Raw genomic sequence first — 22,227 nt, 5'->3', positions numbered from 1 at the left:
ATGAACGAGCGCCACCCACGGGCCGTCGTGTTGCTCTCCGGTGGCCTCGACTCCACCACAACACTTGCCATTGCCCAAGCCCAAGGCTTTTGCTGCTTCGCTCTTTCTTTCGACTACGGCCAACGCCATGCGTCCGAACTCTCGGCCGGTACAGCGATTGCCAAGGCCATGAGTGTGGCAGAGCACCGAGTTTTGCGAATTGGGCTCGATGACCTAGGCGGATCGGCCCTTACCGATGTCGCTTCCCCGCTACCAAAACCCCCGAGCAAAGGCATACCAGCGACCTATGTCCCCGCTCGCAACACCATCTTTTTGGCCTATGCCCTCGCTTATGCGGAGGTATTGCAAGCGCATGATATCTTTATCGGCGTCAACGCCATCGACTACTCCGGCTATCCAGACTGCCGCCCCGAGTTCATTACGGCTTTCGAGCACATGGCAAATCTCGCCACTAAATCGTCGGCAGAAGACAGAAGCTGCTACCATATAAGCACCCCCCTAATCCAGCTCACCAAAGCCGAAATCATCCAGTGCGGCGCCCGACTCGGGGTGGACTACTCAATCACCGTGTCCTGCTACAATGCCGATCAAATCGGCCGTGCCTGCGGTCGCTGTGATGCCTGTTATTATCGCGCCAAGGGTTTTCGGCAAGCCGGAATGCCCGACCCCACCCGCTATCAACCCGGCGTTTCGGTTTCCGACACATCACCATCGCCGGAAGAAAAGAGCTAATGATTGTTAACAGCGGGCTTGTTCGGTACTATTAGTCTCCTTTTCGCGATGGGCCGTTAGCTCAGCTGGTAGAGCATCGGACTTTTAATCCGCTGGTCCTAGGTTCGAATCCTAGACGGCCCACCAGATAAAACAAATACTTAAGTAATTCTCTCGGTAGCCGCCCTCCTCTCATGTAGAGACTATGTAGAGGCATAACTCGCTTTTAACCTTCCAAATCTACCTTTAGTCCGTCGCCCCCAGCGACTTCGGCGTTCCTATGAGGCCGGTTCGGCCAGCCGTTCCCGTGCTTCCTCCCGCGCCATCCGCTTCTGTAGAGAAACGTTCCCGCATCCGACGCCACGCAAAACCGACACTCCATGACGGCAGTCATGTCCCGGGCACGCTCGTGGATGGCTTTCCATTAGAGCGACCCTCCTGCGCTGTCGTAAAACGCCGACGTGTCATCCATTCCATTCAGTATCTCCTGCTCCAGGCTCGCTAACGCCACTGCTAGCATGACGCGCTGGCTAACCCCGCGATGGCGAGCCAGCCGTTCGAGGCGCCGCTTTACCTGCACGGGTACTACCATGCTTAATCGCTCGTCCGCACCATCCCTCAAATGCCGCCTCCGGTAAGCGCGTTGCCGCTCCGCTGTGCTCATGCCCATGGCAATCTCCTGTTACCTTGTAACGGGCAGGATAGCAGGCGCGCAGGATTGGGAGCGGGCAGCACCGTTGGCGTCCAGGGATGGCGAAAGCGGCGAATCCGGCGAAAACCGTTGGTACGCTTGGCTTTCGGCGTGGCGAACATTTGGCGATTGGTGGCGAAAATTGGCGAAGGTTAGCTCATAGCCGGGTCATAGTACGCAGCTTGACGCTCGATCACGTTCACCACTTCCCGCCCGGCTTCCGCGAGCAACGCCGCTAAGGATGACCTGCTGCTAGCTGCATGCTTGGCGGTCGTGCTTCGCTGCGAACGGGCTCGCGATCCGCGACTCCTCAATTGAGGCCGCGACCAGTGCTACTTCCCTTCTCCTCGTCGAGCACGGGCAACCCGGTGATCCCGAGGAGTTGGACGATCCGGGCATTGAGCTGTTCGTCGGTCAGATCGCTATAGTCCGCCCGCAGCGGACCGCCGCCGCGACCGGTGACCTCACGGCGGTTTGAATACACGTCACCGACCTCCTTGGCGATCCGCTCGAGCATGTCGGCCATATCGCGGTAGTTGCCCTTGGCCTTGAACGCCCGGGAGGCATGCGCCAACTGGCGGATGCGCACGGCCTTGTTGGCCTCGGGGATGGCCTTGAGGTTAGCGAGGAACTCGGCGCGCTTAGTCGGATCGTAGCGCTCGGCGCCCTGCGGCGAGATCCTAACGCCATGCTCTGCGTTGAGCGCATCGGCCGCCTCCTTGGGCGACTCGAAACACGCTAGTCGCTGTACGAGATGTTCTTTTTGGGTCTCGGTCAGCTTGTTGGCCACCCGTTTAGCTCGCTTGATCATCAGCGCACCTCAACTCGCCGAGCCGCCCGGCGTCGCTTCGTGTTACCGCGAAACCGATTCGGCCATAACGCATCGTGATCCGATTCGTTCCTTAACACAGGTCTGGTACAGCTTGGCCCGTGAACGGCCGATAGCGGCGGCTGTGCGATTGGGTAATCTCGAGTCTCTTCAGGGTCACCGCACCTCCCATCGTTTGGAATGTTGCTCGCGGAGCTGCCGCGGAGTATGCGCCGTCTACTTGCGGCCGGAAGGGACGAGCCGGTGCTCGCGCTGACGAGTCAAAGGTTCTTGACTACGACCTCTCGCGTCTCGTTGTCCTTGAAGGACTGGAGCAGGTTGTTGGCGAGCGAATCGTCGTTGTCCGATCGCACGTAGTCGCCGCCGACATCGTGGAAACCAGAGACCGCGATCTTGCCTGCCTTCATGAGCCGAGCGAGCTCCTGGGCTCGGAACTTGCGACGGTCATCGAGCTGGAAGATCGCGAAGCGACGCAGCCCCTTCGAATACTCCGCGGACCGGAGCCGCGCGCGCATCCCGACGATGATCACCTGGGCGAATAGGACGATGTTGCCCTCGACGACGACAAGCGCGTCCGGCGTGCCGTCGACGGTGAGCTCCCCGGCCCGGCGTCGAGTCGTCGAGTGACTGCGCGAGCAGGCTCAGCTGGGCGCCGAGCGAGGCGCCGATCGTCAATACCCATTTTAGGGCGCCGTAGAAGATCTCGTCGGTGTCGTCGACGTCTATACCGATCCCGGATGTGTCCATCGTCATCGCCATCGTCCCGGGCGGGCCCGCCGATACGGCAAAGGCATCGACGCTGTCCGCGCTCGCCGGGGTGAGGGTCAGGCGAACCGACCAATCGCTGGCGTCCGGACGGGATCCGGGGTCCGGCAAGCGCGACAAGTTCAACCCCTCGACGAGGTTGGCCGCGATCGGGAGTCGCGTATCGGCGAGGATCAGTGCTCAGGTTTACGACCTTCCCCATTGCGAGTGCCGCTTGCCGCCGGTCGGATAGTGCGTGCATTGGCCGCCGAGCACCTTAACCCGAGATAGACTGCATCGAGCCAAGCGAACGCTGTATGGCCCATCAGCGTGACTGTATCACCTAGATCCTGCACGGGTAGGCTTGCCTACGTTGCTCTTGGGATAACTTGCGAGCCATTTGTCTGGCCTTACGGGCGACTTCCGGATTGGAGTTCCCCCGTTTCAGTGGACAGGTTTGGAGTTGAGTTCCAAGGTACGTTCGGCGTGCATCCTCTCGTAATTCACGGGTGATTGGTTACCGATCCCAGAGTGGCGCCGGTGCGGGTTGTACCAGCCTTCGATGAACCGGAACACCGCCCGCCGTGCCTCGGATGGGTTGCGGAACCGACGCCGGTCCAGCAGTTCACACTCCAATGTGGCGAAGAGGCTCTCGGCCATGGCGTTGTCGAAGCAATCACCGACCGAGCCCATCGACGCTCGCACGCCAGCGTCGCGACAACTCCTTGAACCTAAGCTGACAGCCTTGATCGCTATGGTGGATCACGCCCTCAGGCTGGCGCTGGCACAACGCCATATCCAGAGCATCCACTACCAGCTGGCTCTTCAGGTGCGTGGCCATCGACCAGCCCACGATACGCCGACTCAAGACGTCGAGTACCACCGCCAAGTACAGAAAACCGCCCCAGGTCGGGATGTAGCTGGTATCGAAGACATAGAGCTCGTTCGGCGCATCGGCCGTAAAATCCCGCTCGACGAGATCCGGCTCGCTCCGGCGGCCCTTATCGCGCTCTGTGGTGAAGGTGCCCTTGCGCCGGGTTATCCCCTGCAGACCAGCGCTACTCATCAGCCGGGCAATCCGCTTGCGACCAACGCACCAGCTCTCGTCTCTGAGTGCCGCGTGGATTCGGGGTGCCCCATAGGTCTCCCCCGTTCCCTGGTGAATGGCCTCGATACGCTCGGTGAGCGCCGCATCGGTCGCCGAGCGCACCGAGGGCGTGCGGTTTCGCCACGCATAGTAGCCGCTGGGGGAGACGTCCAGCACTCGGCACATGGTGGCCACGCTGTGACAGGCCCGATTCACTTCGACGAACCTGAAGATTTCGGTGGCACGGCATCGGTCTCCCGAGCGAACCAGGCCGCGGCTTTTGACAAGATCTCGCGTTCCTTGCGCAGGCGCTTGTTCTCCCGGCGTAGCCGGCGCAACTCCTCATGCTCGGCACTCGTGAGGCCATCATGGCGCTCACCGGCGTCCCGGCCGGCCTGTGCCACCCAGTTCATGATGGTCTGCGCAGAGGGCTCAAACTCTTTCGCCAGCTCCCACGGCGTGCGGCCATTGCGCACCAGATCGATTATCTGTTGCCGAAACTCCGGTGGGTATGGCGGTCCGGTTCGTGACATCTCGAACTCCTGTTGCTACTCAAAGAGTCAGATGTCCACGAAAGCGGGTTAACTCCACGGATCGACGATGCGGCTAAGGCGCTGCTAGGCGCGTCGATCCGAGGTGGGCCGACCGCGTAGCGCCTTGCCGGCCTCCTGCGCATCGAGCCTTTTGGCAAGGCGCTCGCCGAGCGAGGCGATTTCTGCAGGCGCCGGTGCCGGGCTGCCGTTTGCTCCACGGCGCGGGCGCAGTCATGTGCCGCCAGAGCATCGGTGCCGCGCTCAGCACCCACAGCATCGGTGTCTTGCCGGCGGCGTCGCGTCCGCGTTTTCCCGGCCGGCGCCCTCCGATAAAGGCCTCATCAAGCTCCACCAGGCCACTGAGTCGATAGATTCCATCCCAATCGCCCATGGCTTGGCTTTCAAGGGGAGCAGGATAGCGAACCACTTGGGCAGTGCCATTCGCGTATGATGATGAAAAAGCGTGCCCGCGGTCACCGAGCAGTGATAGCGGCAACGAGTGCACTGATACAGCCCCGGGTGCCGATCCAGCAGCCTTGATCATGGCCACAGCGTGGACAGATAAACCCCTTGGGTCAGCGGTGGTGCGCCACTCTTCCAGGCAGGCTTGCTGGGTCGAGAAGCGTTGCATCCAGTCAAAATAGCTGTCTTCGGCTGTTGCACGCTCCCGCCTCCTTCTTTCAAAGCATCTCAACAGCTTCGACACACATAGCTGAGATATGTTTAGAGGCGCTCTTTATATTAAATAATCATTAAATCAATAGTTATCGAGATTAAAATATGCTTTATCACTTCTTCTGCATACACTCAATCCAACTGAAGCCTCATCGGTGTAAAGGAGATAGAAGTGACACTCGTACAGATTGCATTGTCGCTGACACTGGCTGCAGTACCCTTTGCTTACCTAATTGGCGCCACACGCGCTCACCTGGACCCAGCCCGCGCTACCGGCTCCCAGTTTTTGTTCTCGCTGGCAATGCTAGCGGCAACAAGCCAAGCGCTGTTCGCCGAGGCGCATCCACTGCCGTGGCTTTCATCGTCCCCGGTGAGCCTTGTTATGCTGTTGTTGATCAGTTTTATCGGTTTGATCATCGCGCGCTATTCCCAACACTATCTAGCCGGCGAGCGCCGCGAGAGCCATTACTACTGCAGCCTGCAATTAACGCTGGCGGCGGTCTCAGTGGTGGTGATCAGCAACCACTTATTACTGCTACTGGCTGCCTGGATCGCCATCAGCCTCAGTCTGCATCAATTGCTGATGTTCTATCCGGAACGTCCGCGCGCCGCGCTGGCCGCCCATAAGAAATTCCTCTTTGCCCGAATCGCGGAGGGCTCGCTGCTCGGCGCCGCGCTATTGTTGTATGCCGAACACGGTACCTGGCGGATCGACGAGATCGTTGCCGCCTATCCGGTAGCGCAACTGAGCCTCTATGAACAAATAGCGGCACTGCTGCTGGCGTTGACAGCCCTCATCAAGTGCGCTCAGTTGCCGGTCCATGGCTGGCTCATTCAGGTGGTGGAGGCGCCAACGCCTGTATCGGCGCTGCTGCACGCGGGTATCATCAATCTGGGCGGTTATCTGCTGATTTTGTTTGCCCCGCTGCTGACCCAGGCCGCTGCCGCACAGTGGCTGTTGCTGGTGTTTGCAGGACTGACCACACTGCTGGCCGGCCTGATCATGATGACCCGTACCAGTATCAAGGTAAGACTGGCCTGGTCGACCTGTGCACAGATGGGATTGATGCTCGTGGAGTGTGCGCTCGGCTTGTTCGAGTTGGCGCTGCTGCACCTGATCGCCCACTCGTGCTATAAGGCCTATGCTTTTCTCAACGCCGGTTCAACCGTCGAAGCTCAACTCTATCGCCAACTGGCGCCGGCCGGCCGACCCGATGCCCGAGCCTGGCTGGAGGCAGCCTTATTGTCCACTGCTCTGGTGGCGGCGCCGGTCGCCTACCTGGCTCCAGCAGGCCCGTACAGTCCCTGGCTGCTGCTGACGCTGACTCTGTCCTTGGTCTTGGCCGAGCGCGCCGGCCGGCTGCACGCTGGCAAGCTATTACCGGCGCTGGGCTTGGCGGTGGTGCTGATCACGGCCTACGGCCTGCAAAAAAGCGGCGCTGCTTGGCTTGCACCAGAATTACCGCCAAGCGCCGGCGCGCTGGGCGATGCCTGGGTCTGTTTGTTGGTCGCGTCGCTGTTCCTCGGCTATATCCTGCTGCGCTACGCCCCGAACAGCGCCCTAGGCCGGCGGCTGTGGCAGTCGATCTACGCGGGCCTTTACCTGGATGAATGGGCCACTCGCACTACCTTGGCGGTGTGGCCTATTCGATTGCCAGTCCGCGCCAATGCCAAACAACTACCGCAACCCTTGTTGAACCGGGAGTCCCTGTCATGAAGGCTGCACTCCAACCATCCGCCGCCGTGCTGCTGGACGATCAAAAACAGGCCGTGCAGCAGGCATGCCAACGCATTGCACCCGCCTGGCCGTTGGACCAGATGATTGCGGTGAATCCCTGGTGGGAACTACGCGATCGCTCGCTGGCTGAGACCTCGGCACTGCTGGCGGCATTGGCTCGGGCTCACTGCTTGATGCCGAAAGACTATTTCGCCGAACTCTGGTCGCACCAGATTCAGCGTCACCATCTCCAACAAGCGGCGCGATTGCTTGGCGAAACGGCGAGTGTCGACGATTTGCTTACTCACTTACGGGTGCCCGAGCGGCAGAGCCATTGGCATAACGTTTCCGATTGGCTCGACAGTCACCGCGACCGCCAACATCGCATGGCCTGGCGCGACGAAATCACTTACCAGATCAGCCAGTTTTGTGTCGGCTTCTTTCAACCAGGCGGCCCGTTTAACGCAGACGCCAACGCCGAACAGGGACTTTATCGGGACTGGTTGGAAGTCACTCGTCAGGACCGCGGCCTAGAGATTCTTATGGCCGAGCCGAAATTGCGTTCACAGTTCGCCGCACTGCCCGATGAGCATGAGGAATTGCTGGCGCAAGCGTTCGATGAACTGGCCGGGGATCAGGTTTACTTGGCGGATTACCTGCATGCACTGTTGCTAGACATCAACGGTTGGGCGTCCTGGGTCGCTTATCGGCGCTGGCAGGCTCGCCTCGACGGCCAGACAGAGTACGGCTTGATGGTAGAACTGCTCGCCGTGCGCCTTGGGTGGGAACTGGCGCTTTGGCGCCACTGTGCCGCCATGCACACCGCTGAAGCCCGCCATTTGCGCTCCGAGTGGCAACAGCAATGGACTCGCCTTCCGCAAATCATCGATTCGCATCGCCAGGCGCAACGGTTAACCTGGGTTTGGCAGCGGGCGGCCGAACTGTCCTACCAGGAAGAGCTGCATACTCAGTTGCGCCAGCCGCCGCCCTATGTTGCACCGACTCCCCCGGTGCTGCAGGCCGCCTTTTGTATCGATGTGCGCTCCGAGCCCATGCGCCGGGCCCTGGAAGCCCAGCATCCGGCCATTGAAACGCTCGGTTTCGCCGGCTTTTTTGGCCTGCCGCTGGAGTATCAACCGGTTGGCAGCGCTTTGCAACGGCCGCAACTGCCGGGGCTACTCAAACCGACGATTCAGATTGCTGAAGGCGACGATCCGGGGGCAGCTGTCGGCGAGCACCGCCAAAAACACCTGAATAGGCTGGCGCGCTGGCAGGAATTGAACGATGCGCCCCCGGCCACTTTCAGCCTGATCGAGGCGACGGGCTTGCGCTATGCTTTCAAACTGCTGAAAGATAGCTTTATCCCCGGCGCTCACCGACATCCAGTGAACGACCTGCCCCAGAGTGGGTCCTGGCTGCTAAGCCGAGACGGAGCGCCGCTCACGCTGGCAGAGAAAACCGAGCTTGCCGCCGGAATATTAGGAGCCATGGGGCTGACCAAAAACTTTGCCCCGCTGGTCCTGCTGGTGGGACACGGTAGCCAAAGCCGCAATAACCCCCATGCAGCCGGACTTGACTGTGGTGCCTGTGGCGGGCAAACCGGTGAAATTAACGTGCGCGTTTTGGCGCAATTGCTCAACGAGCCAACACTCCGTGAATCGATGTCAAAGCAGGGTATCATCATTCCCGAGCAGACCCGTTTTGTGGCTGCCCTGCACAATACCACTACCGACGATATCGACTGCTTCGACGCCAAGGTGAGCGAGCAACTCAGCGGCTGGCTAAAAGCTGCCGGCCAGCGTGTTCGCCAGGAGCGAGCGGCAAAGCTGGACCTGCATACGAACAAACAGGCGAACCTGACGCAGTCGATTAGGCGGCGCGCCGGGGACTGGTCGCAAGTCCGACCGGAATGGGGCTTGGCCAATAACGCCTGTTTTATCGTGGCTCCACGCCTTCGTACCCGGCATCTCGATTTTGCCGGCCGCAGCTTTCTGCACGACTACGAATGGCGGCAGGATCAAGACTTTAAAGTGCTGGAGCTGATCATGACTGCGCCCATGGTGGTCACCCATTGGATCAACATGCAATATAACGCGTCGGTCAGCGACAATTTGAAATACGGCAGCGGCAACAAAGTTCTGCACAACGTCGTTGGCGGCAACCTGGGCGTATTCGAAGGCAACGGCGGCGATCTGCGCATTGGCCTGCCGCTGCAGTGCCTGCACAACGGTCGGCAGTGGATGCACCAGCCATTACGGTTGAGCGTCTATCTGGCTGCGCCACGGGAAGCGATCGCGGATATCGTCGAGCGACATGAAGCCGTCGCTCAATTAATCAATCATGACTGGCTGTATGTTTTTCAATGGGATATTGAAGCAAAAAAGATCGCCAAATATTATAAATCGAAGTGGCATGACGCTGGCGTTTCTATTTCAACGGCCTCCACAAGATAGAGGCGCCCATCTCGGGATGCGTTCACGAATTCCTGCTCCAGCATTTTGACGCGCAACACCTTGCCGATGAACGGCCTGCGTGCATCAAAGTGAAGAATTGCACTCGAACCTCGGCGCCACTTTCGGGATCGGGTGGGATACCCCCTCGAGCAAGACGAAGTGGAGATCCGGATTGGCGGGATATTGACCCGATGCCGGAGTCGTTTAGGATTCTATCAGGCCCTTTCCTTTCGCCGGAACTTCGGGAAGGATGCGGGACTGGCCCTGCGCAGGTGTACCACTTTGTGGCAATTGGAGCCCAATCAGTCGTACCTGCGCGGGGCTTCTATTACTCTGGTAGCGTAACCTCCCCTCTTCGACCCATCCTAGCAGCGATTGCACCTTATCCTTGCCATAAGCGCTGGCGATCCGATTAACAAAAAGACGCCCTTCCCGCTTCTGTAGATGCAGGGCCACCAGAATAGGCTTGCCGTTTGAATCCTTGCGTTCAGTCAAAATGACGTGTGACGGGAAATCCTTACCCCCTTCAAACACCAGAAGCGGATCGGCAAGCTCCTCGGGAAGCTGATCGATCGCAGCCATAGGGACATTGTGTTTTACGCCATTGGTGGCTTTGCGCACTACGTCGCGCGTGATCGTAATGGGCAGATCGGGAGCGCCAATGGCTCTTAGTACTACAGTTGCAAATAATCATCGTCGAGATGTCCGTTGATGATTATTTGCAACTGTAGTACTAAGGCTCGGTATTCCTTTGCCGCGAATGACAGCCACGTGAAGAACCACGGTTCGTTTGAGGGTGCAGTCATGCGCTGTGGTTAATGGTCGGCCGATCCTTCTCGCCGACAAGAAGGAAGTTGGTCACAAACGAATAACCATGGCTGATCATCAGGCCGACGAAGGTGATCAGCCGCGCGGCGGACAGCTGGCCAGGATCCGACCGGTAACGTTGACAAGCCATTCTATGGTGACGAGGAATAGAGGCCAGGGAGGACTCTCCTTCTCCACCCATTTCGACGGGGTTAGACAGCAGCATGGATGCGATGAAAACGCGTGCACGGCGCAGAAACTGCCTTGGTGGATGAGGGGAAAAGCCGATGGGAAAATCGCCGCGGGCCCACCGACGACGAACATTGGGAGGATGTTGTCGGCACCGATGATGAGGTTCTCGGATTAGTAGAACACCACACGGGCCCTGGTGTCACATCCCAGGAACAGAACGCCCACCGGGGGCAGGAGATTGGCTGCGATTAGTAGCAGCGTACGGCGCAGTCGCGGTTCTATCCCCTGGCAACGCGTTGCCAGGGGGATCAAATATTAATTGCAGCCTGTGCCGCGTTCAATGGCAGGGGCTATCCGTGGTGGTGATGATCCCCATCTCCACCATGATGGTGCTCATGCTCGTTGGCGTGGCTGTCATCACCGTGATGATGCTCATGCTCGTTGGCGTGGCCGTCATCACCGTGATGATGCTCATGCTCGTTGGCGTGGCCGTCATTGCCATGATGGTGCTCATGCTCGTTGGCGTGGCCGTCATTGCCATGATGATGCTCGTGTTCCGAGGCGTGACCATCGTCGGCGGCGATGGCCAGGTTGGAGAAACTGAGCGGAAGTGCGGCCGCGGCAATCGCCAGAATCAGAATACGAAGTTTTTTGGATATTCTAGAAGAAAATGGCATGGTTGGTTGTCTCCTTGGCGTCGATGGGGGTAGACAATTTGATTGTAGGCCGGAGATTGCAGCACGTCGAACTACCCAGGGTGGTTGTTTCCCAAATCGGGCGCTCGACCGGCGCGCGTCGGCGGTGCTGTGCTTCAGTGCAACGTACGCCCAGTACGCCCAGGCCGCACCGTGTCGGCTCGCGTAACACAAAAAATACACCCACCTGGCAATTCTCGACCCGGCCCGCCGTGCCGCTGTACTGACACTTGACCCCGGCCGAGTGCGTGCTCTTCTTCAGAAAGCCCGTCTCGTCAACGATCAGCACGGCTTGCGGATCGCCCAACTGCTCGACAACGTATCGGTGCAAATCCTCACGCACCGCCTCGGCATCCCAGTGCGCCGCGTTGAGCAGGCGTTGCACACCGTCGGGACAGTCTTCCCCCTAGATATTCGGTCAGGTGCCAATCATTCTTCCGAGCACCGGACTGAGCAGTCCGCGCAGATAGCCCAGAACCTGTTTGCGCGGCTCAACCCGCCGAAGGCGGGGGACGATCCGTTCATGGGGCGCCCCCAAGGCTCCATGCCATTCCCGAACTCTTGCTTGCATGACAGCCTCCTCAGGTTTGTACCACGCAGATTAAACTTGTAGTACTAAGAGTAAGAATAAGCTTCTTTCCTGACAGTCCTCTGAGGTGGGGGGCATCGGCAAGGGCAAGGTGGCCAAGCCCTAGGAGTCCGTCGGACTTGAGTGCGACGGACGTTTAGTCAGCGCGGGTTCTACCCGTTTTCCATGGACGGTTGGGTTAAGGCTCGAAATTTCTGGTCCTCGGCGTCGAGCCGTCGTTAGATGCGTGGGTTATAGAACCGCTCGATGTAGTCAAAGACATCCGGGAGCTGGTGGGCTTTATCTGGGATAGCGTCTGCCAGGAGATGGCAAAGCGCGCATCCGACGTAACGGTTCCGCAGCGCGGCAAGCCAACCCGTCTGGTCCTCGGGGAGTGTCTCGAGGTGTCGGCGCAGCACATCAATGAACATCATCTCGCTCATGCGCTCGAGTGCCGCCTCACCGCCTGGGCGTTTGGCACGGCACTCCTCGGCCGCCAGGCGAACGAACTAGCCGATCCAGCCGTCCTCGGCCAAACGGCTCGAAGGCGTGTGAATCATCCGCGGCAACGTGCCGAGCAATGGGTTGAACGGCCCCGGTCGCAACCCCAGAAACCGCACAGCAGGGTCGCCGCGTCCGCGCCTTACGAGCCATCATTCGGACTCCAATCGCCTGCCTCGAGGAACCGGCCACCCTCTTGGCGCAACAGGAACGGCAGCTGTGGCGGGCGCCGCGCCAGGAAGTCGACGTCAGGCTCGGCGCGCAGGCCCGGCACGCTCGACATCACGTGAGCATCGCCGCGAGGGAAAACGACGACGTCGCCCTCGCTCAGACGAATTGGCGGCTCAGCCGTCGTAACGCCAGCCCAACATGCCCCCTTGAGCATCACGTGGTAGTCCATCAGGTGCTGAGCTTCGGGCATGATGAGCGGGGTCAGCACCTTGGCGTCGGGCGCTTCACTCACCCAGCGTCCGGCGCAGTCCACATGGAAGAACAACGCACCGCGCAACCGCACGCAGCGTGGCAGATCGGACAGCGCATCTTGGCTCATGGCGCAACTCCGCGTCGCTGTGCGCGTTGCCCCATGTCCCTTCGTCTTACTTCCATATGCTCATAGTGACCCCGCCATCGTGAGCCTCACAGAGGCTTGCTAACGTAAGTAGCGTTCGCCGAACAGCAAATTACGGTGAGAACGTGATCGCGAAACCGCCCCCAGCGGCCGTAGAAGATTTCGCCTGTTACCGGGACGTTTTTCGGGTTAACAAGGCGCACCCGAAATATAGGTATGTGAGAGTTAAATTCGATTTCCACGTCTAAGAAATCGAAGTACTTTTCTGGTGAACAGAATTTGTAGAACGCCTCCTTGGCGCTAAAGGCTAGCGTGGGGATAAAATTGAATCGCTTTTCCAAAGCCAAACGATCGAGAACTGCCAGTTCGCGCTGGGTGAAGAGCATGCTAAACAGCTCAGGAGTAACGCGGCTATTTTGTTCGAGATCAATTCCGACTGCGTGAAACCTGTCTTCCGCAGCGACTACCGAAACGCATAGACTGTCCGTGTGCGATATTGAGCCGACGATACCGTCGGGCCACACTGGCGCTCGATTTCCTCCAATTGGCAGACTATTAACAATCACACCGAGATCACAAAGTGCCTGCAGCGCATAATACCGACCAGACCAATACTCGGCACGACGCTTGCTTGAGAACGTCGGAGAAAGACCCCTGTGGTCATGCGATAGCGCCAAGATAGGCCCGCCAGCAACAGCCATACCGGCGGGAACCAGCGCTCTACAGACCGCCGTGAAGTCCGTTCCCTTATCACACGCTGTCAATTCGTCGGTCTCATCCAGCAATTGTAGGCACCTGATTGAGCACTTGATCCGCGCCTCACGAAGACTTCCACGCTGATGTAATCCAGCATGTTATAATGCCGCTAGTCGGTTTCGATGTATTCAATCCCGGTTTTCACCAGGCATGACAGCGCACACTGCGAGCGGCAGTGGGGCCGTTTGATCGCTTAGTAGGAACGGGAGACACCGCGGCTTTGCGGAATACAGCGAGCGGGCGTACTGCGGTTACCCAAAGCGAGGCCATTCCGGAGAAACCGGGGCATTCATACCGCCTCCTGCATACTCGATAGTTTGAGGCAGGTTTCCTGATACTCATACTCGGGAACGGAATCGGCCACCAGCCCGCAACCGGCGAACAGGTGACAATCGCGCCCCTTTATCAACGCCGAACGCAGCGCCACTACAAAATCTCCGTTTCCGTTGCCGTCAATCCAGCCCAGCGGTCCCGCGTACCAGCCGCGGTCAAAGCCTTCATGCAGGCGAATGCAGGACAGTGCCTCGCCCTTTGGATGACCTGCCACGGCCGGAGTGGGCTGCAAAACTTCCACCAACTTCAGGATGCCGTTGACTCCGGCGATCCGGGCTTCGATCGTGGTGCTCAGATGCTGCATCACAGGCAGACGATGCAATACTGGTTTCGGAGACACGGTCAGTCCCTCGACGAGCGGCGCTAGAGCATCGCGGATAGCGCGCACCACCAGTGCATGTTCATGACGGTCCTTGGCGGAACTCAGAAGTTGCTGCCCCAACCTTTGGTCGGTTTCGGGGTCGTCGCCCCGCTGTATGGTTCCTGCCAGAGCATGTGTTCTCACCCTCCCCTCCCGCACGGAAACCAGGCGCTCGGGAGTTGCACCGAGAAAACAGAGATCGCCGTGCCGTACCGCAAACAGATGGGAGCGGGCGTCTGATCTCCGAAGGCGGCGAAGTATGGCCGCCGGGGACAAGGGCTCCGAATAGGTTTGGTGCAGATGCCTTGCGAGCACAACCTTCTGCAGCCTGCCCTTTCGAATCGCCTCTATCAGTGCCTCGGCCTTGGATTGCCATTGCCCCGCGGATACTCCCTGATTCTGAACCAGCGACGGCTTCGCCTGCCGTCGTGAACTCGCCCCCTGGCCCAGTAAGGCTTCGATATCACGGCGGTACCGATGTCCCTCGGCAATAGGATCATCGTCCACCCCAATCAGCTTCTGACAGACCAGCAGGCTTCCTTGCGGAGTGCGCTCCAATAATAAACGGGGCACTATCAAACGCGCCGATGGAAACTGCCGCCAGGGCCATTCCGGAACGGCCTCGGCGTCGAACCGGAACCCGCCGATGGCTCGAGGTGCCGCAGACCCCTCAACCAGGGCGGCGACGGTCATCTCCCGCCATCGCTGTTCCACCCGCTCAAATCCGGAGCCGGGATCGGGACACAATTCCAATGTTCTGCCAATACCCAATAACGTCAATTCCGGGTCCCGGGTTTCCCAATACAAGCACGGGACGGAGGAGGACTCCAACTGTTCGTATAGCTCCAGCGGATCCCGGCCCGTCCAGAGAAAAGTCAGCACCGCCAGAACCGGCTGGCAGGCTTGCCTGGCCTGGGCCCGGGCCGCCGTGAACACGGATTCAAAATCCCACATCCGGGTCAGTATGTTCATTGCAGCCCCCGCTGTGCGCGCCAGTAGTCCACCTGCCGGGCTATATACCAAGAGATGATCTGCTGAAAAAGAGATTCCGCGAAGTCACCGTCGAGCCCGTTTTCCTCCGCCCACCGGCGACGGTCCACCAACATCGACGCCACCCGCTCCGGCGCGGGAATGCTTTTTGCGTCCGATTTGAATCGCGACGCGGCCAGAACATACTGCATCCGTTTGCCCAGAATCGTCAGCACCTCCCGATCCAACCCGTCGATGGCCTGGCGAATATCCGTGAGGCTGGCACAATCATCAGGCGCCAACATTCCATTTACCTCCTCGGCTCGTTGGTGGAATCCAGACGTTGCAACAGTCGCTCAACGAGCTCCCAATATTGCTCTTGCAGATAAAAGTGCCCACCCCGGAACAGCAGAATCCCTAGCATCCAGGGCGTCACGTCCTGCCAGGCACGCACTTCGCTTTCACTGATTTCGTCGTCGTCGAGGGGAAAGCACACATCTACTGGAGCCCCGACCCGCTCGGGAATATCGCGTGCATAGCTTTCGATGAGTCGATAGTCATTGCGCAACATGGGCATGAACACCTCTCGTATCACGGGTTCGTCCAGAGGAGTACTGCCGCCGGAAAGGCGTCTTATATCCTCAAGCAGATCGTCATCGGTCTGCTGGTGCAAAGAACTTTCACGCTGCCGGTGGGGGGCGGGATGGGCGGAGACGATCAAGCGTTTCAGAGGTAGGGCCCGTTGCTCGAGTCGTAGCGCGACTTCGTAAGCCAGCGCGGCGCCGAGGCTGTGCCCGAACAACACCAGCGGCACGTCGGCGAACTGCACCAGGGCCGCAGCGGTTTCATCCGCCAACGACTCCAGCGAGCGCGCAAAGGGTTCGGAATACCGCTCCGCGCGCCCGGGGTACTGCACCGCCAACAGATCGATATGGCCAGGCAACGCTTTGCTCCAGTCACGGTAATAGCTGGCGCTGCCTCCGGCATGAGGCAGGCAGACCAGCCGGGCGCGCGGCTTCGGAGAGACCCTAAGCGCGCAGATGCCACTACTGGATGGCTGAACCGCTCTCATAAGGCCACCCTGGCGTGAAACTGCTCCGCCAGTTGACGGCGATTGACCTTGCCCAATCGGGTAAGCGGAAAACGGTCGATGATTTCCAACCGATCCAGCAGTTTGTACGCCGCCAGGCCCGATGCGGAAAGGTGAGCATTCAACTCGGAGAGCCGGGGTGCTTCGCCTCTGGCGATAACGCACGCGCAGTTGCATTCGCCCAGAGTGTTATGCGGCATCCCGATCAAAACTACGTCGGCGACACTGGGATGCGACAACAAATGGTTCTCCACATCCTCCACCGGTACTTTTTCGCCTCCCCGGTTGATGATGTCCTTATCACGCCCCTCCACCACCAGATAGCCGCCGGCCAGCCGGCGCACTCGATCACCACTGCGATAAAAGCCGTCCTCGGTGAAGGAACGGCGATTATGTTCCTCGGCGCGGTAGTAGCCGCGCAGAGTGTAAGGCCCACGTACCAGCAACTCACCGATTTCTCCGTCCGGCAAATCACGCCCCTGGTCGTCCACCACTCGAACCTCGTCGCCAGGAGAAATAGGGCATCCCTGAGTGTTGAGCACCAATGATTCCGGGTCCCCCGGCGCAGTCATGCATAACAGCCCCTCGGCCATGCCGTAAACCTGCTGCAGACCGCACCCCAATATCTCGCCCACCTGTGCCGCAACCTCCACCTTCAGGCGTGCCCCTCCCACCTGCAGGCAGGTCAGGCTGCTCAAATCGGCTTCGGTAAGCGGGGCGAATTCCAGCCAGACTCGTACGAGCGTGGGAATCAGCGCGGCAACCGTAATCCCCTCTTTCTCGATCAGTGCAAAAGCCGTATCGGGGCTGGGGTCAGGGCAAAGCACCACCGCCCCTCCCGCATCAAAAGTGCCGAGCAGCCCCGGACACGCCAACGGAAAATTATGCGCCACGGGCAACACTGCCAAATAACGGGTGTCTGCAGTGAAACCGGCCCGTTCGGCGCTCGTGCGTGCGTTATAGAGATAGTCGTTGTGTGTACGCGGAATCAGCTTGGGCAATCCCGTGGTGCCGCCGGACAATAACATTACGGCAACTTCCTCGGCGGCAGGCGCGGGCACTGGGCGCGGCTCCCCTTCCAGAGCCGAGAACGGCGCAAAACTTCCCGGTTCTCCAACCACGAAGACCGAACGCAGAGTCTCGACATTGTCCAGCACCGTTCTGGCCATCGGCCGATAATCGAATCCGAGATGCGTGTCGGGGATCACATAGGCAACCGCCTGTGAAGCTTCCGCCAAGTGACGAATTTCCTTCTCCCGATGCGCCGGCAAGGCCAGTACCGGAATTACACCAATCCTGAAAAAAGCCAGACACAAAGCAACAAATTCCGCCTTGTTGGGCAGTTGCAGCAGAACCCTCTGTCCCGGTTCCAATCCAACCTCCAGAATGCCCCCCTCCAACCTCTCTACCCAGGCATCCAGTTCCCGATAGGACCATTGCCGACTGCCTTCGATCAGCGCAGTACCGACGGCAAATTCGTCGGCACAGCCGCGCCACCACTCTCCCAGATCGATACCCCGCCAATATCCTTTTTCCCGATAATGTTCCGCGAGTTCCACCGGCCAGGCCACACAACCTTCCAACATCTTTGCCTCCTACTTTGCAAATGCGGGTGAGCTTCGCGCCACGTCGGCGCGCGCGCCGGCCGGGCGAATCTCCGCCCCGTGCGTCAACGTCTCAGGCAGCGGCAGCGAAAGGCCCTCCAATTCGATCCACAACACGCCGGTTTGCTCGGCAGACGTCACGGAGAAAACCGGATCCGCCCCCACCAGATGATGCAGCCGGTCACTGTCTTCCACCCGCGCACCCATCCGCACATGCCGCAAAGCGGTGGCACCATTGGCGTGACGAACCCTGGCGGGATGCTGAGGCGGTTCATAGGGGGTCACCACGAAAGGGAGCCGGCTTTGGCGTGGGTAGGCGAAGCGGAAGTGGACTCGCTGACCATCCGGACGAGTGCGCCGCCAGGGAACAAAACGTCCTATGGCAATTCCGGAACGCTTCAGTTCCGCCGACACTTTTTTAGGATTGCCCTCGACAACCACAGCCACATCGCAGAATCCTTCTCCCTCGCAGCCCCAACGCACCATGCGCTCTCCGGCGCCGCGACCGGCCATAAGATCAATCGGCCACTTGAAATAACGAGCGTTGCTCGGGGTGGTCAGCAACTCGATCACCGGCCCTCGGCAAAACCAGATGTGGGCGTGCTGTGCTTTTTTTCGATCGGTGGCGTAGTCCACGTGGAATCCCAGCGCGCGAAAATCCGCCACCGCCTGATGAAGATCACGAACCCAAAGCAAAACGTGACTGCACGATAATCCCATATCACCATTCCCCGGCCGCGGCAGCGGCACGTAAGGCGTCCAAGCAAACGGCCCGCGGCTCCGCAGGACGAATCAACTCGGGCATACCCACCGCCGCTGTCATATCCCGCCAGGCCTGGGACACACCCAGAGCCCACTGCCCACTTCGCGCCCTGCCCGCAGGAGCATCGATATCGCGGCACAAGCGTGCCAGGGCCACCGCAACCGCATCCGGCCAGGTTTCCGCAAACACTCGGTGATAATCGCGGGGCTCTTCGTCGCCCAGAATCACGGTGCTGGGTACTGCCAGTCGTTCCGTGCCAGGGCCTTCCATCAGCAACCGACCGGTGTCGTCACGGGGCGCATGCAACCGGGGGTTCCAAAACACCGGTCCGTGGGTATCGGCAAGACTCAGAATGCCCGCTTCCCAGCCCAGGGTGATGCGGTGCATGAGATAGGAATAATTGTCCGGATCGTCGGGATGAACCTGGTTCTGAATTCGCAGCGTCACCGGAACACCGCCAATGGTGGCCGTCAGGGAGCGGAATGGCGTCGCCTCGCTGTCGGACCCCAGCGGCGGCGCCTGGAACGACCACGGTCGCAGTGAGCCCGCCGCCCGACCGAGGATATCGATGAGCGGATAGGCCACTTGACTGTTGCACGCCGCATCAATGAAAGCCAACGGCTGTTGTTGCCGAAGATAGGCAGCGGCGGCAAGCAATTGCCGCACCGGTTTGATATCGGGATAAAGCGTGTTCACTGCATAGGCTGCGTTACCGGCCCGGGCGGCGCGTAAGCATTCGACGATTTCCGAACTGTGCACCGGGTGTTCCTGGAGCACGTGATATCCTCGTTCCAGCAACGCCTTCGCCAGCTCTGCACCGGCACCGCCAATGGCCCCGGAGCGGATCACCACGCAGACGATGTCCACGTCATCGGGAATTCGTTCCGGATCGGTGAACAACGGCACACCGTAACGCTCAGCACAGCCCCGGGAATAGTCTCCGCCCTTAGCCAGAATTCCCGCCAATGCGAATCGGTCAGGGTGGGAAAGCACCGCCTGGATATAGATACGCCCAAATGCGGTGCCCGCGACCACCACTCGACGTCGGCGATCGCCGACCTCGCTCACCATGCCACCAGCATGCGCCGCGGCCCGCGAAAGAAGGTCTTGGTCTTCCATTCAATTTCTCCGCAAAGATGGATATCCGGCAGGCGCTCGAGCAAAACACGCAATCGAACGGCAAGGTGATCCGAGTCAGTCCGGTCTGACGCAGCGCCCACGCATACTGTGGCGCAAGCTCCAGACCGTCGAACCGGTTGAAGGGATAGGCCTGCGGCTGATCCAGTGTGGATGTCATAGGATCCCCCCAAAGGGTTGAGTAGCCGGCCAGGCTGACCGTGGTCACTATATGCAGTGGCCGTACTCCGCAGCCGCCGGTTCGCCGGTTCGCAACTCCGGCAGCCGATCAAGAATTTCCACCCGGGAAATGACATCACCCAGACACTGCCGACAGTAGCGTTCCAGATCGGTGCGGCGCAGGGGTGCGCGGTCGATCTTGGCACGCGCGGCGAAAACCCGGTGCCCCAAAGTCGCCAGCGGGTGCCCCGACGGAGGCAAATCCAGCACGCACCGCAGGCCGGCTTGGGCCAGGACCCGATGCCACTGTTCCAGGCTGAGGAAAGTGCGGCCTGATTGCGCCCGTTCGTCGCTGGCATCAGCCAGCATGAAGGCCTGGGACGCCATCACCCAGAATTCCTCCATGGTCGGCTCGGTGATCACCAGCCAGCCTCCCGGTCTCAGTAACTGTTGCAGCCAGAGCACCGAGGCATCCGTGTCACGGGCCGCGTTGAGTACCCCTCCGCCGATAACCACGTCAAAATCGTTGGGCGAGAAACCCTGGGCTTCAGGGGAGCTGTCGATGTCATAAATGGCGAATGTCACCCGCGGATCGTTCCCCAGGCGCCGAACAGCCTGATCCAGAAAGAACCGGGAAAAATCGGTGTAGAGATAACTCACCGGCTCGCCCGCCAAAGCCGGCAGCACCACTTCGGAAGTGGCGCCAGTGCCGGCTCCGACTTCCAGAATCCGCACCGGGTCACCCTGCTCGTGGGCGGCAACGATCTCCGTCAACAAGACCGCGACCGCCTGATGCTGGTAACGCGCCGCCGGGCTTTCTCGATAGAGGGCTTCGGCGAGATCCATCCGCCCCGCCGGAAACAGAACCTCGACGGCATTGCGTTGTCCGGACAGCAATTCGGCAAGACAGGCGCTGTTCTCGCGGGCGTACTCAATGGTGCCGGTGGAACCCGCCACCTCACGCCAAACGCTTTCCATTTCGTCCCAGGCCTGCTCCAGCGCCGCGTCAGCATAGTCATCAAGCCGGTCCGAAACCCTCAGCCCGTCGCCATGGCGACGCAACAACCCCTGCTGCTCCAACACCGCCAACCATCGGGACACTAAAGGCCGGTGCCGTTCGGCGGCGCAGGCCAATATCTGTTGTTGGGAATAACCGGTTTCACGTTCGGTAAAAACACCCCGCCGGCTTAGCGCATTGACCATCGACAGCAAAGCGATGCGGGCCAAACGCTGTGTCGCCGAAACGCCGGCCTGCCAGTCGAAGTCGGTGAAATGCGCGGCCAAACGGGTCTGGACATAGCCATTCCAGAAATCCTCCCCCCCCTCTTCCTCGGTCACCGGACATTGCTCGGCGGGAACGGCCAACAACGTCCATTTCCCGACGCCATCCGGCAACACCCGGACCTCGCCCACCAGCGGGTGGGCAGCGGCTGCCTCCTCTACTTTTTGGGCTTCCTGTTGCAGTCGCAAAAACGCTTCTTCTGTGGGCAGGAATCCCTGGTCGGTGGGAACGACAACGACGGTCTTTTCGCAGTGGAGGGGACCAGAGGCAACCAACGACTCAAGATCGTTTTCCTCTGCCCCAGGGCTGCTTTCGATCAGCAGTGTCCGCAGCGGCGCACAACGGGCCAGTACCGCCGCCGGATGCGCCAGCAACTCTCGCAGTCGATGATCCGACACAATCAGGCGATCGGCGGCTACACGTTCGAGAAAGGCGAAAACGCCGGCGGGTTGCTTGGCGCCGGAGTAATGAACCGGTGCGGACAAACTCCACGCTGCCAGGCAGAGGTCGCCGCCAAAACCGGACAGAGGGGCAAGTACGGCAATGCGCCGCGGCACTTCCTCCAAGGTGGCTCGCAGCTCCGACAAGGTGGCGCTGAAAGTGTCTTCAGACCAGGCAAAGGCGCCCTTTCGTACCTGGTAGCACCAGAGCTCGTCCCGTTGGGTCTCCAGCCCCCTGTCGTCGACGCAGTCCTGGAGAATGGACGAGGAAACCGGCACCGCGTCACCGGCGCCGCCGGGTGCGGAAACAAACGTGCAACCGCGGGCCATGGCCGCCAACCGCAATGCCAGTACCTGACCGTCTTCCTCACCATCCCAGATCAAGCTGTCGCCGATGCCGAGACCTCGCCAGGACAGCGCCGCCCGGTACTGCTCCACGGTCTCCAGCATCCGGGCTCCGTTCCATTGCTGAGCATCGCCATACAACACGGTGCGCTCGCGCATTCGTTCCAGTCCGTCGAAAATTATTTGGTGAAAGCTCATGGTCGCCATGCAGTTCTTG

Annotated in this window: 21 protein-coding genes, 1 tRNA gene and 3 pseudogenes; 6 read left to right on the top strand and 19 right to left on the bottom strand. The window is 60.0% G+C overall.

Features of this window, described 5'->3' with window-relative positions; translation table 11 throughout:
* Both queC and NB231_RS14765 read left to right on the top strand, forming a co-directional pair.
* Positions 1 to 732: a 7-cyano-7-deazaguanine synthase QueC gene (gene queC, locus NB231_RS14770; RefSeq protein WP_005004399.1), complete on the top strand. Its 732-nt coding sequence runs from the start codon at positions 1 to 3 to the stop codon at positions 730 to 732.
* A 50-nt stretch (positions 733 to 782) separates the two neighbouring features.
* A tRNA-Lys gene (locus tag NB231_RS14765) sits at positions 783 to 858 on the top strand.
* A gap of 277 nt (positions 859 to 1,135) precedes the next feature.
* On the opposite strand, the gene NB231_RS14760 is transcribed toward NB231_RS14765, so the two are convergent.
* The 3 genes from NB231_RS14760 to NB231_RS14745 form a co-directional block, all read right to left on the bottom strand.
* The gene (locus NB231_RS14760; protein ID WP_005004398.1) at positions 1,136 to 1,381 is read right to left on the bottom strand and encodes a hypothetical protein; all 246 of its coding nucleotides are present in this window, start codon (positions 1,379 to 1,381) and stop codon (positions 1,136 to 1,138) included.
* 331 nt (positions 1,382 to 1,712) lie between these two features.
* Positions 1,713 to 2,213: a DUF2280 domain-containing protein gene (locus tag NB231_RS14750; RefSeq protein WP_005004397.1), complete on the bottom strand. Its 501-nt coding sequence runs from the start codon at positions 2,211 to 2,213 to the stop codon at positions 1,713 to 1,715.
* Positions 2,214 to 2,491: 278 nt separating this feature from the next.
* Positions 2,492 to 2,761, bottom strand: coding sequence for a DUF3892 domain-containing protein (locus NB231_RS14745; protein ID WP_005004396.1), 270 nt, complete (start codon positions 2,759 to 2,761; stop codon positions 2,492 to 2,494).
* 209 nt (positions 2,762 to 2,970) lie between these two features.
* Here NB231_RS14745 and NB231_RS19910 point away from each other — a divergent pair, with 209 nt between their 5' ends.
* Positions 2,971 to 3,228, top strand: a complete 258-nt coding sequence (locus tag NB231_RS19910) for a hypothetical protein (protein ID WP_040662524.1) — start codon at positions 2,971 to 2,973, stop codon at positions 3,226 to 3,228.
* 191 nt (positions 3,229 to 3,419) lie between these two features.
* On the opposite strand, the pseudogene NB231_RS18050 reads toward NB231_RS19910, so the two are convergent.
* Positions 3,420 to 4,595: pseudogene (locus NB231_RS18050) on the bottom strand (IS3 family transposase).
* Between the two features lie 280 nt (positions 4,596 to 4,875).
* Positions 4,876 to 4,953, bottom strand: a pseudogene (locus NB231_RS20390) (IS1595 family transposase); the annotation flags it as partial.
* Between the two features lie 489 nt (positions 4,954 to 5,442).
* On the opposite strand from NB231_RS20390, the gene NB231_RS14715 reads away from it, so the two are divergent.
* On the top strand, positions 5,443 to 6,987 hold the full coding sequence (locus tag NB231_RS14715; protein WP_232210490.1) for an NADH-quinone oxidoreductase subunit L: 1,545 nt from the start codon (positions 5,443 to 5,445) through the stop codon (positions 6,985 to 6,987).
* A complete protein-coding gene (locus NB231_RS14710) occupies positions 6,984 to 9,440 on the top strand; it encodes a YbcC family protein (RefSeq protein ID WP_005004384.1) in 2,457 nt (818 codons plus the stop codon). The genes NB231_RS14715 and NB231_RS14710 overlap by 4 nt, the downstream gene beginning before the upstream one ends.
* Before the next feature lie 204 nt (positions 9,441 to 9,644).
* Here the strand turns inward: NB231_RS14710 and NB231_RS14705 are convergent, their stop codons facing one another.
* Together NB231_RS14705 and NB231_RS18825 are read right to left on the bottom strand one after the other, a co-directional pair.
* Entirely contained in the window at positions 9,645 to 10,061 is a 417-nt protein-coding gene (locus NB231_RS14705) for a MuF-C-terminal domain-containing protein (RefSeq protein WP_156777043.1), read from the bottom strand.
* A gap of 181 nt (positions 10,062 to 10,242) precedes the next feature.
* Positions 10,243 to 10,473, bottom strand: coding sequence for a hypothetical protein (locus NB231_RS18825; RefSeq protein ID WP_156777042.1), 231 nt, complete (start codon positions 10,471 to 10,473; stop codon positions 10,243 to 10,245).
* Positions 10,474 to 10,490: 17 nt separating this feature from the next.
* Here NB231_RS18825 and NB231_RS19900 point away from each other — a divergent pair, with 17 nt between their 5' ends.
* Positions 10,491 to 10,691, top strand: a complete 201-nt coding sequence (locus NB231_RS19900) for a hypothetical protein (protein ID WP_232210489.1) — start codon at positions 10,491 to 10,493, stop codon at positions 10,689 to 10,691.
* 98 nt (positions 10,692 to 10,789) lie between these two features.
* On the opposite strand, the gene NB231_RS19895 is transcribed toward NB231_RS19900, so the two are convergent.
* The 12 genes and pseudogenes from NB231_RS19895 to NB231_RS14645 form a co-directional block, all read right to left on the bottom strand.
* Positions 10,790 to 11,116: a hypothetical protein gene (locus tag NB231_RS19895; RefSeq protein WP_040662510.1), complete on the bottom strand. Its 327-nt coding sequence runs from the start codon at positions 11,114 to 11,116 to the stop codon at positions 10,790 to 10,792.
* A 162-nt stretch (positions 11,117 to 11,278) separates the two neighbouring features.
* A pseudogene (locus NB231_RS19890) lies at positions 11,279 to 11,705 on the bottom strand (IS701 family transposase); the annotation flags it as partial.
* A gap of 236 nt (positions 11,706 to 11,941) precedes the next feature.
* Complete coding sequence (locus tag NB231_RS17120) at positions 11,942 to 12,202, bottom strand: cupin domain-containing protein (RefSeq protein WP_084766357.1); 261 nt, start codon at positions 12,200 to 12,202, stop codon at positions 11,942 to 11,944.
* A gap of 143 nt (positions 12,203 to 12,345) precedes the next feature.
* Complete coding sequence (locus tag NB231_RS17115) at positions 12,346 to 12,753, bottom strand: cupin domain-containing protein (RefSeq protein WP_005004377.1); 408 nt, start codon at positions 12,751 to 12,753, stop codon at positions 12,346 to 12,348.
* 86 nt (positions 12,754 to 12,839) lie between these two features.
* Positions 12,840 to 13,556 carry a 4'-phosphopantetheinyl transferase family protein gene (locus NB231_RS18045; protein ID WP_084766355.1) on the bottom strand — a complete coding sequence of 239 codons (717 nt, stop codon included), beginning with the start codon at positions 13,554 to 13,556 and terminating at the stop codon, positions 12,840 to 12,842.
* Between the two features lie 260 nt (positions 13,557 to 13,816).
* Positions 13,817 to 15,193, bottom strand: a complete 1,377-nt coding sequence (locus tag NB231_RS14675) for an isochorismate synthase (RefSeq protein WP_005004375.1) — start codon at positions 15,191 to 15,193, stop codon at positions 13,817 to 13,819.
* Positions 15,190 to 15,495 carry an isochorismate lyase gene (locus NB231_RS14670; protein WP_005004372.1) on the bottom strand — a complete coding sequence of 102 codons (306 nt, stop codon included), beginning with the start codon at positions 15,493 to 15,495 and terminating at the stop codon, positions 15,190 to 15,192. Before NB231_RS14670 ends, NB231_RS14675 begins: the two co-directional genes overlap by 4 nt.
* 5 nt (positions 15,496 to 15,500) lie before the next feature.
* Positions 15,501 to 16,262 carry a thioesterase II family protein gene (locus NB231_RS14665; protein WP_005004371.1) on the bottom strand — a complete coding sequence of 254 codons (762 nt, stop codon included), beginning with the start codon at positions 16,260 to 16,262 and terminating at the stop codon, positions 15,501 to 15,503.
* Entirely contained in the window at positions 16,259 to 17,866 is a 1,608-nt protein-coding gene (locus NB231_RS14660; protein WP_005004369.1) for a (2,3-dihydroxybenzoyl)adenylate synthase, read from the bottom strand. The genes NB231_RS14665 and NB231_RS14660 overlap by 4 nt, the downstream gene beginning before the upstream one ends.
* 9 nt (positions 17,867 to 17,875) lie before the next feature.
* Positions 17,876 to 18,604, bottom strand: a complete 729-nt coding sequence (locus NB231_RS14655) for a VOC family protein (protein ID WP_040662507.1) — start codon at positions 18,602 to 18,604, stop codon at positions 17,876 to 17,878.
* A 1-nt stretch (position 18,605) separates the two neighbouring features.
* Positions 18,606 to 19,766 (bottom strand): Gfo/Idh/MocA family oxidoreductase, encoded by a 1,161-nt coding sequence (locus tag NB231_RS14650; protein WP_005004366.1) that lies wholly within the window; start codon positions 19,764 to 19,766, stop codon positions 18,606 to 18,608.
* A gap of 225 nt (positions 19,767 to 19,991) precedes the next feature.
* Positions 19,992 to 22,208: a class I SAM-dependent methyltransferase gene (locus tag NB231_RS14645; protein WP_198007311.1), complete on the bottom strand. Its 2,217-nt coding sequence runs from the start codon at positions 22,206 to 22,208 to the stop codon at positions 19,992 to 19,994.
* Positions 22,209 to 22,227 lie beyond the last annotated feature (19 nt).

The organism is Nitrococcus mobilis Nb-231 (assembly GCF_000153205.1).
GTDB lineage: Bacteria > Pseudomonadota > Gammaproteobacteria > Nitrococcales > Nitrococcaceae > Nitrococcus > Nitrococcus mobilis.
The sequence above is the reverse complement of the archived record's forward strand: the minus strand, read 5'-3'. Positions and strand labels throughout refer to the sequence as shown.

What these genes read in the sequence shown, in the direction of transcription:
- NB231_RS17115 (WP_005004377.1), bottom strand. Translation starts at nt 12,753, where the DNA reads ATGAGCCAAGATGCGCTGTCCGATCTGCCACGCTGCGTGCGGTTGCGC.
- NB231_RS14670 (WP_005004372.1), bottom strand. Translation starts at nt 15,495, where the DNA reads ATGTTGGCGCCTGATGATTGTGCCAGCCTCACGGATATTCGCCAGGCC.
- NB231_RS18825 (WP_156777042.1), bottom strand. Translation starts at nt 10,473, where the DNA reads ATGCTGCTGTCTAACCCCGTCGAAATGGGTGGAGAAGGAGAGTCCTCC.
- NB231_RS14650 (WP_005004366.1), bottom strand. Translation starts at nt 19,766, where the DNA reads ATGGAAGACCAAGACCTTCTTTCGCGGGCCGCGGCGCATGCTGGTGGC.
- NB231_RS14645 (WP_198007311.1), bottom strand. Translation starts at nt 22,208, where the DNA reads ATGAGCTTTCACCAAATAATTTTCGACGGACTGGAACGAATGCGCGAG.
- NB231_RS14655 (WP_040662507.1), bottom strand. Translation starts at nt 18,604, where the DNA reads ATGGGATTATCGTGCAGTCACGTTTTGCTTTGGGTTCGTGATCTTCAT.
- NB231_RS14710 (WP_005004384.1), top strand. Translation starts at nt 6,984, where the DNA reads ATGAAGGCTGCACTCCAACCATCCGCCGCCGTGCTGCTGGACGATCAA.
- NB231_RS14760 (WP_005004398.1), bottom strand. Translation starts at nt 1,381, where the DNA reads ATGGGCATGAGCACAGCGGAGCGGCAACGCGCTTACCGGAGGCGGCAT.
- NB231_RS14750 (WP_005004397.1), bottom strand. Translation starts at nt 2,213, where the DNA reads ATGATCAAGCGAGCTAAACGGGTGGCCAACAAGCTGACCGAGACCCAA.
- NB231_RS14660 (WP_005004369.1), bottom strand. Translation starts at nt 17,866, where the DNA reads ATGTTGGAAGGTTGTGTGGCCTGGCCGGTGGAACTCGCGGAACATTAT.
- NB231_RS14675 (WP_005004375.1), bottom strand. Translation starts at nt 15,193, where the DNA reads ATGAACATACTGACCCGGATGTGGGATTTTGAATCCGTGTTCACGGCG.
- NB231_RS14665 (WP_005004371.1), bottom strand. Translation starts at nt 16,262, where the DNA reads ATGAGAGCGGTTCAGCCATCCAGTAGTGGCATCTGCGCGCTTAGGGTC.
- NB231_RS19895 (WP_040662510.1), bottom strand. Translation starts at nt 11,116, where the DNA reads ATGCCATTTTCTTCTAGAATATCCAAAAAACTTCGTATTCTGATTCTG.
- queC (WP_005004399.1), top strand. Translation starts at nt 1, where the DNA reads ATGAACGAGCGCCACCCACGGGCCGTCGTGTTGCTCTCCGGTGGCCTC.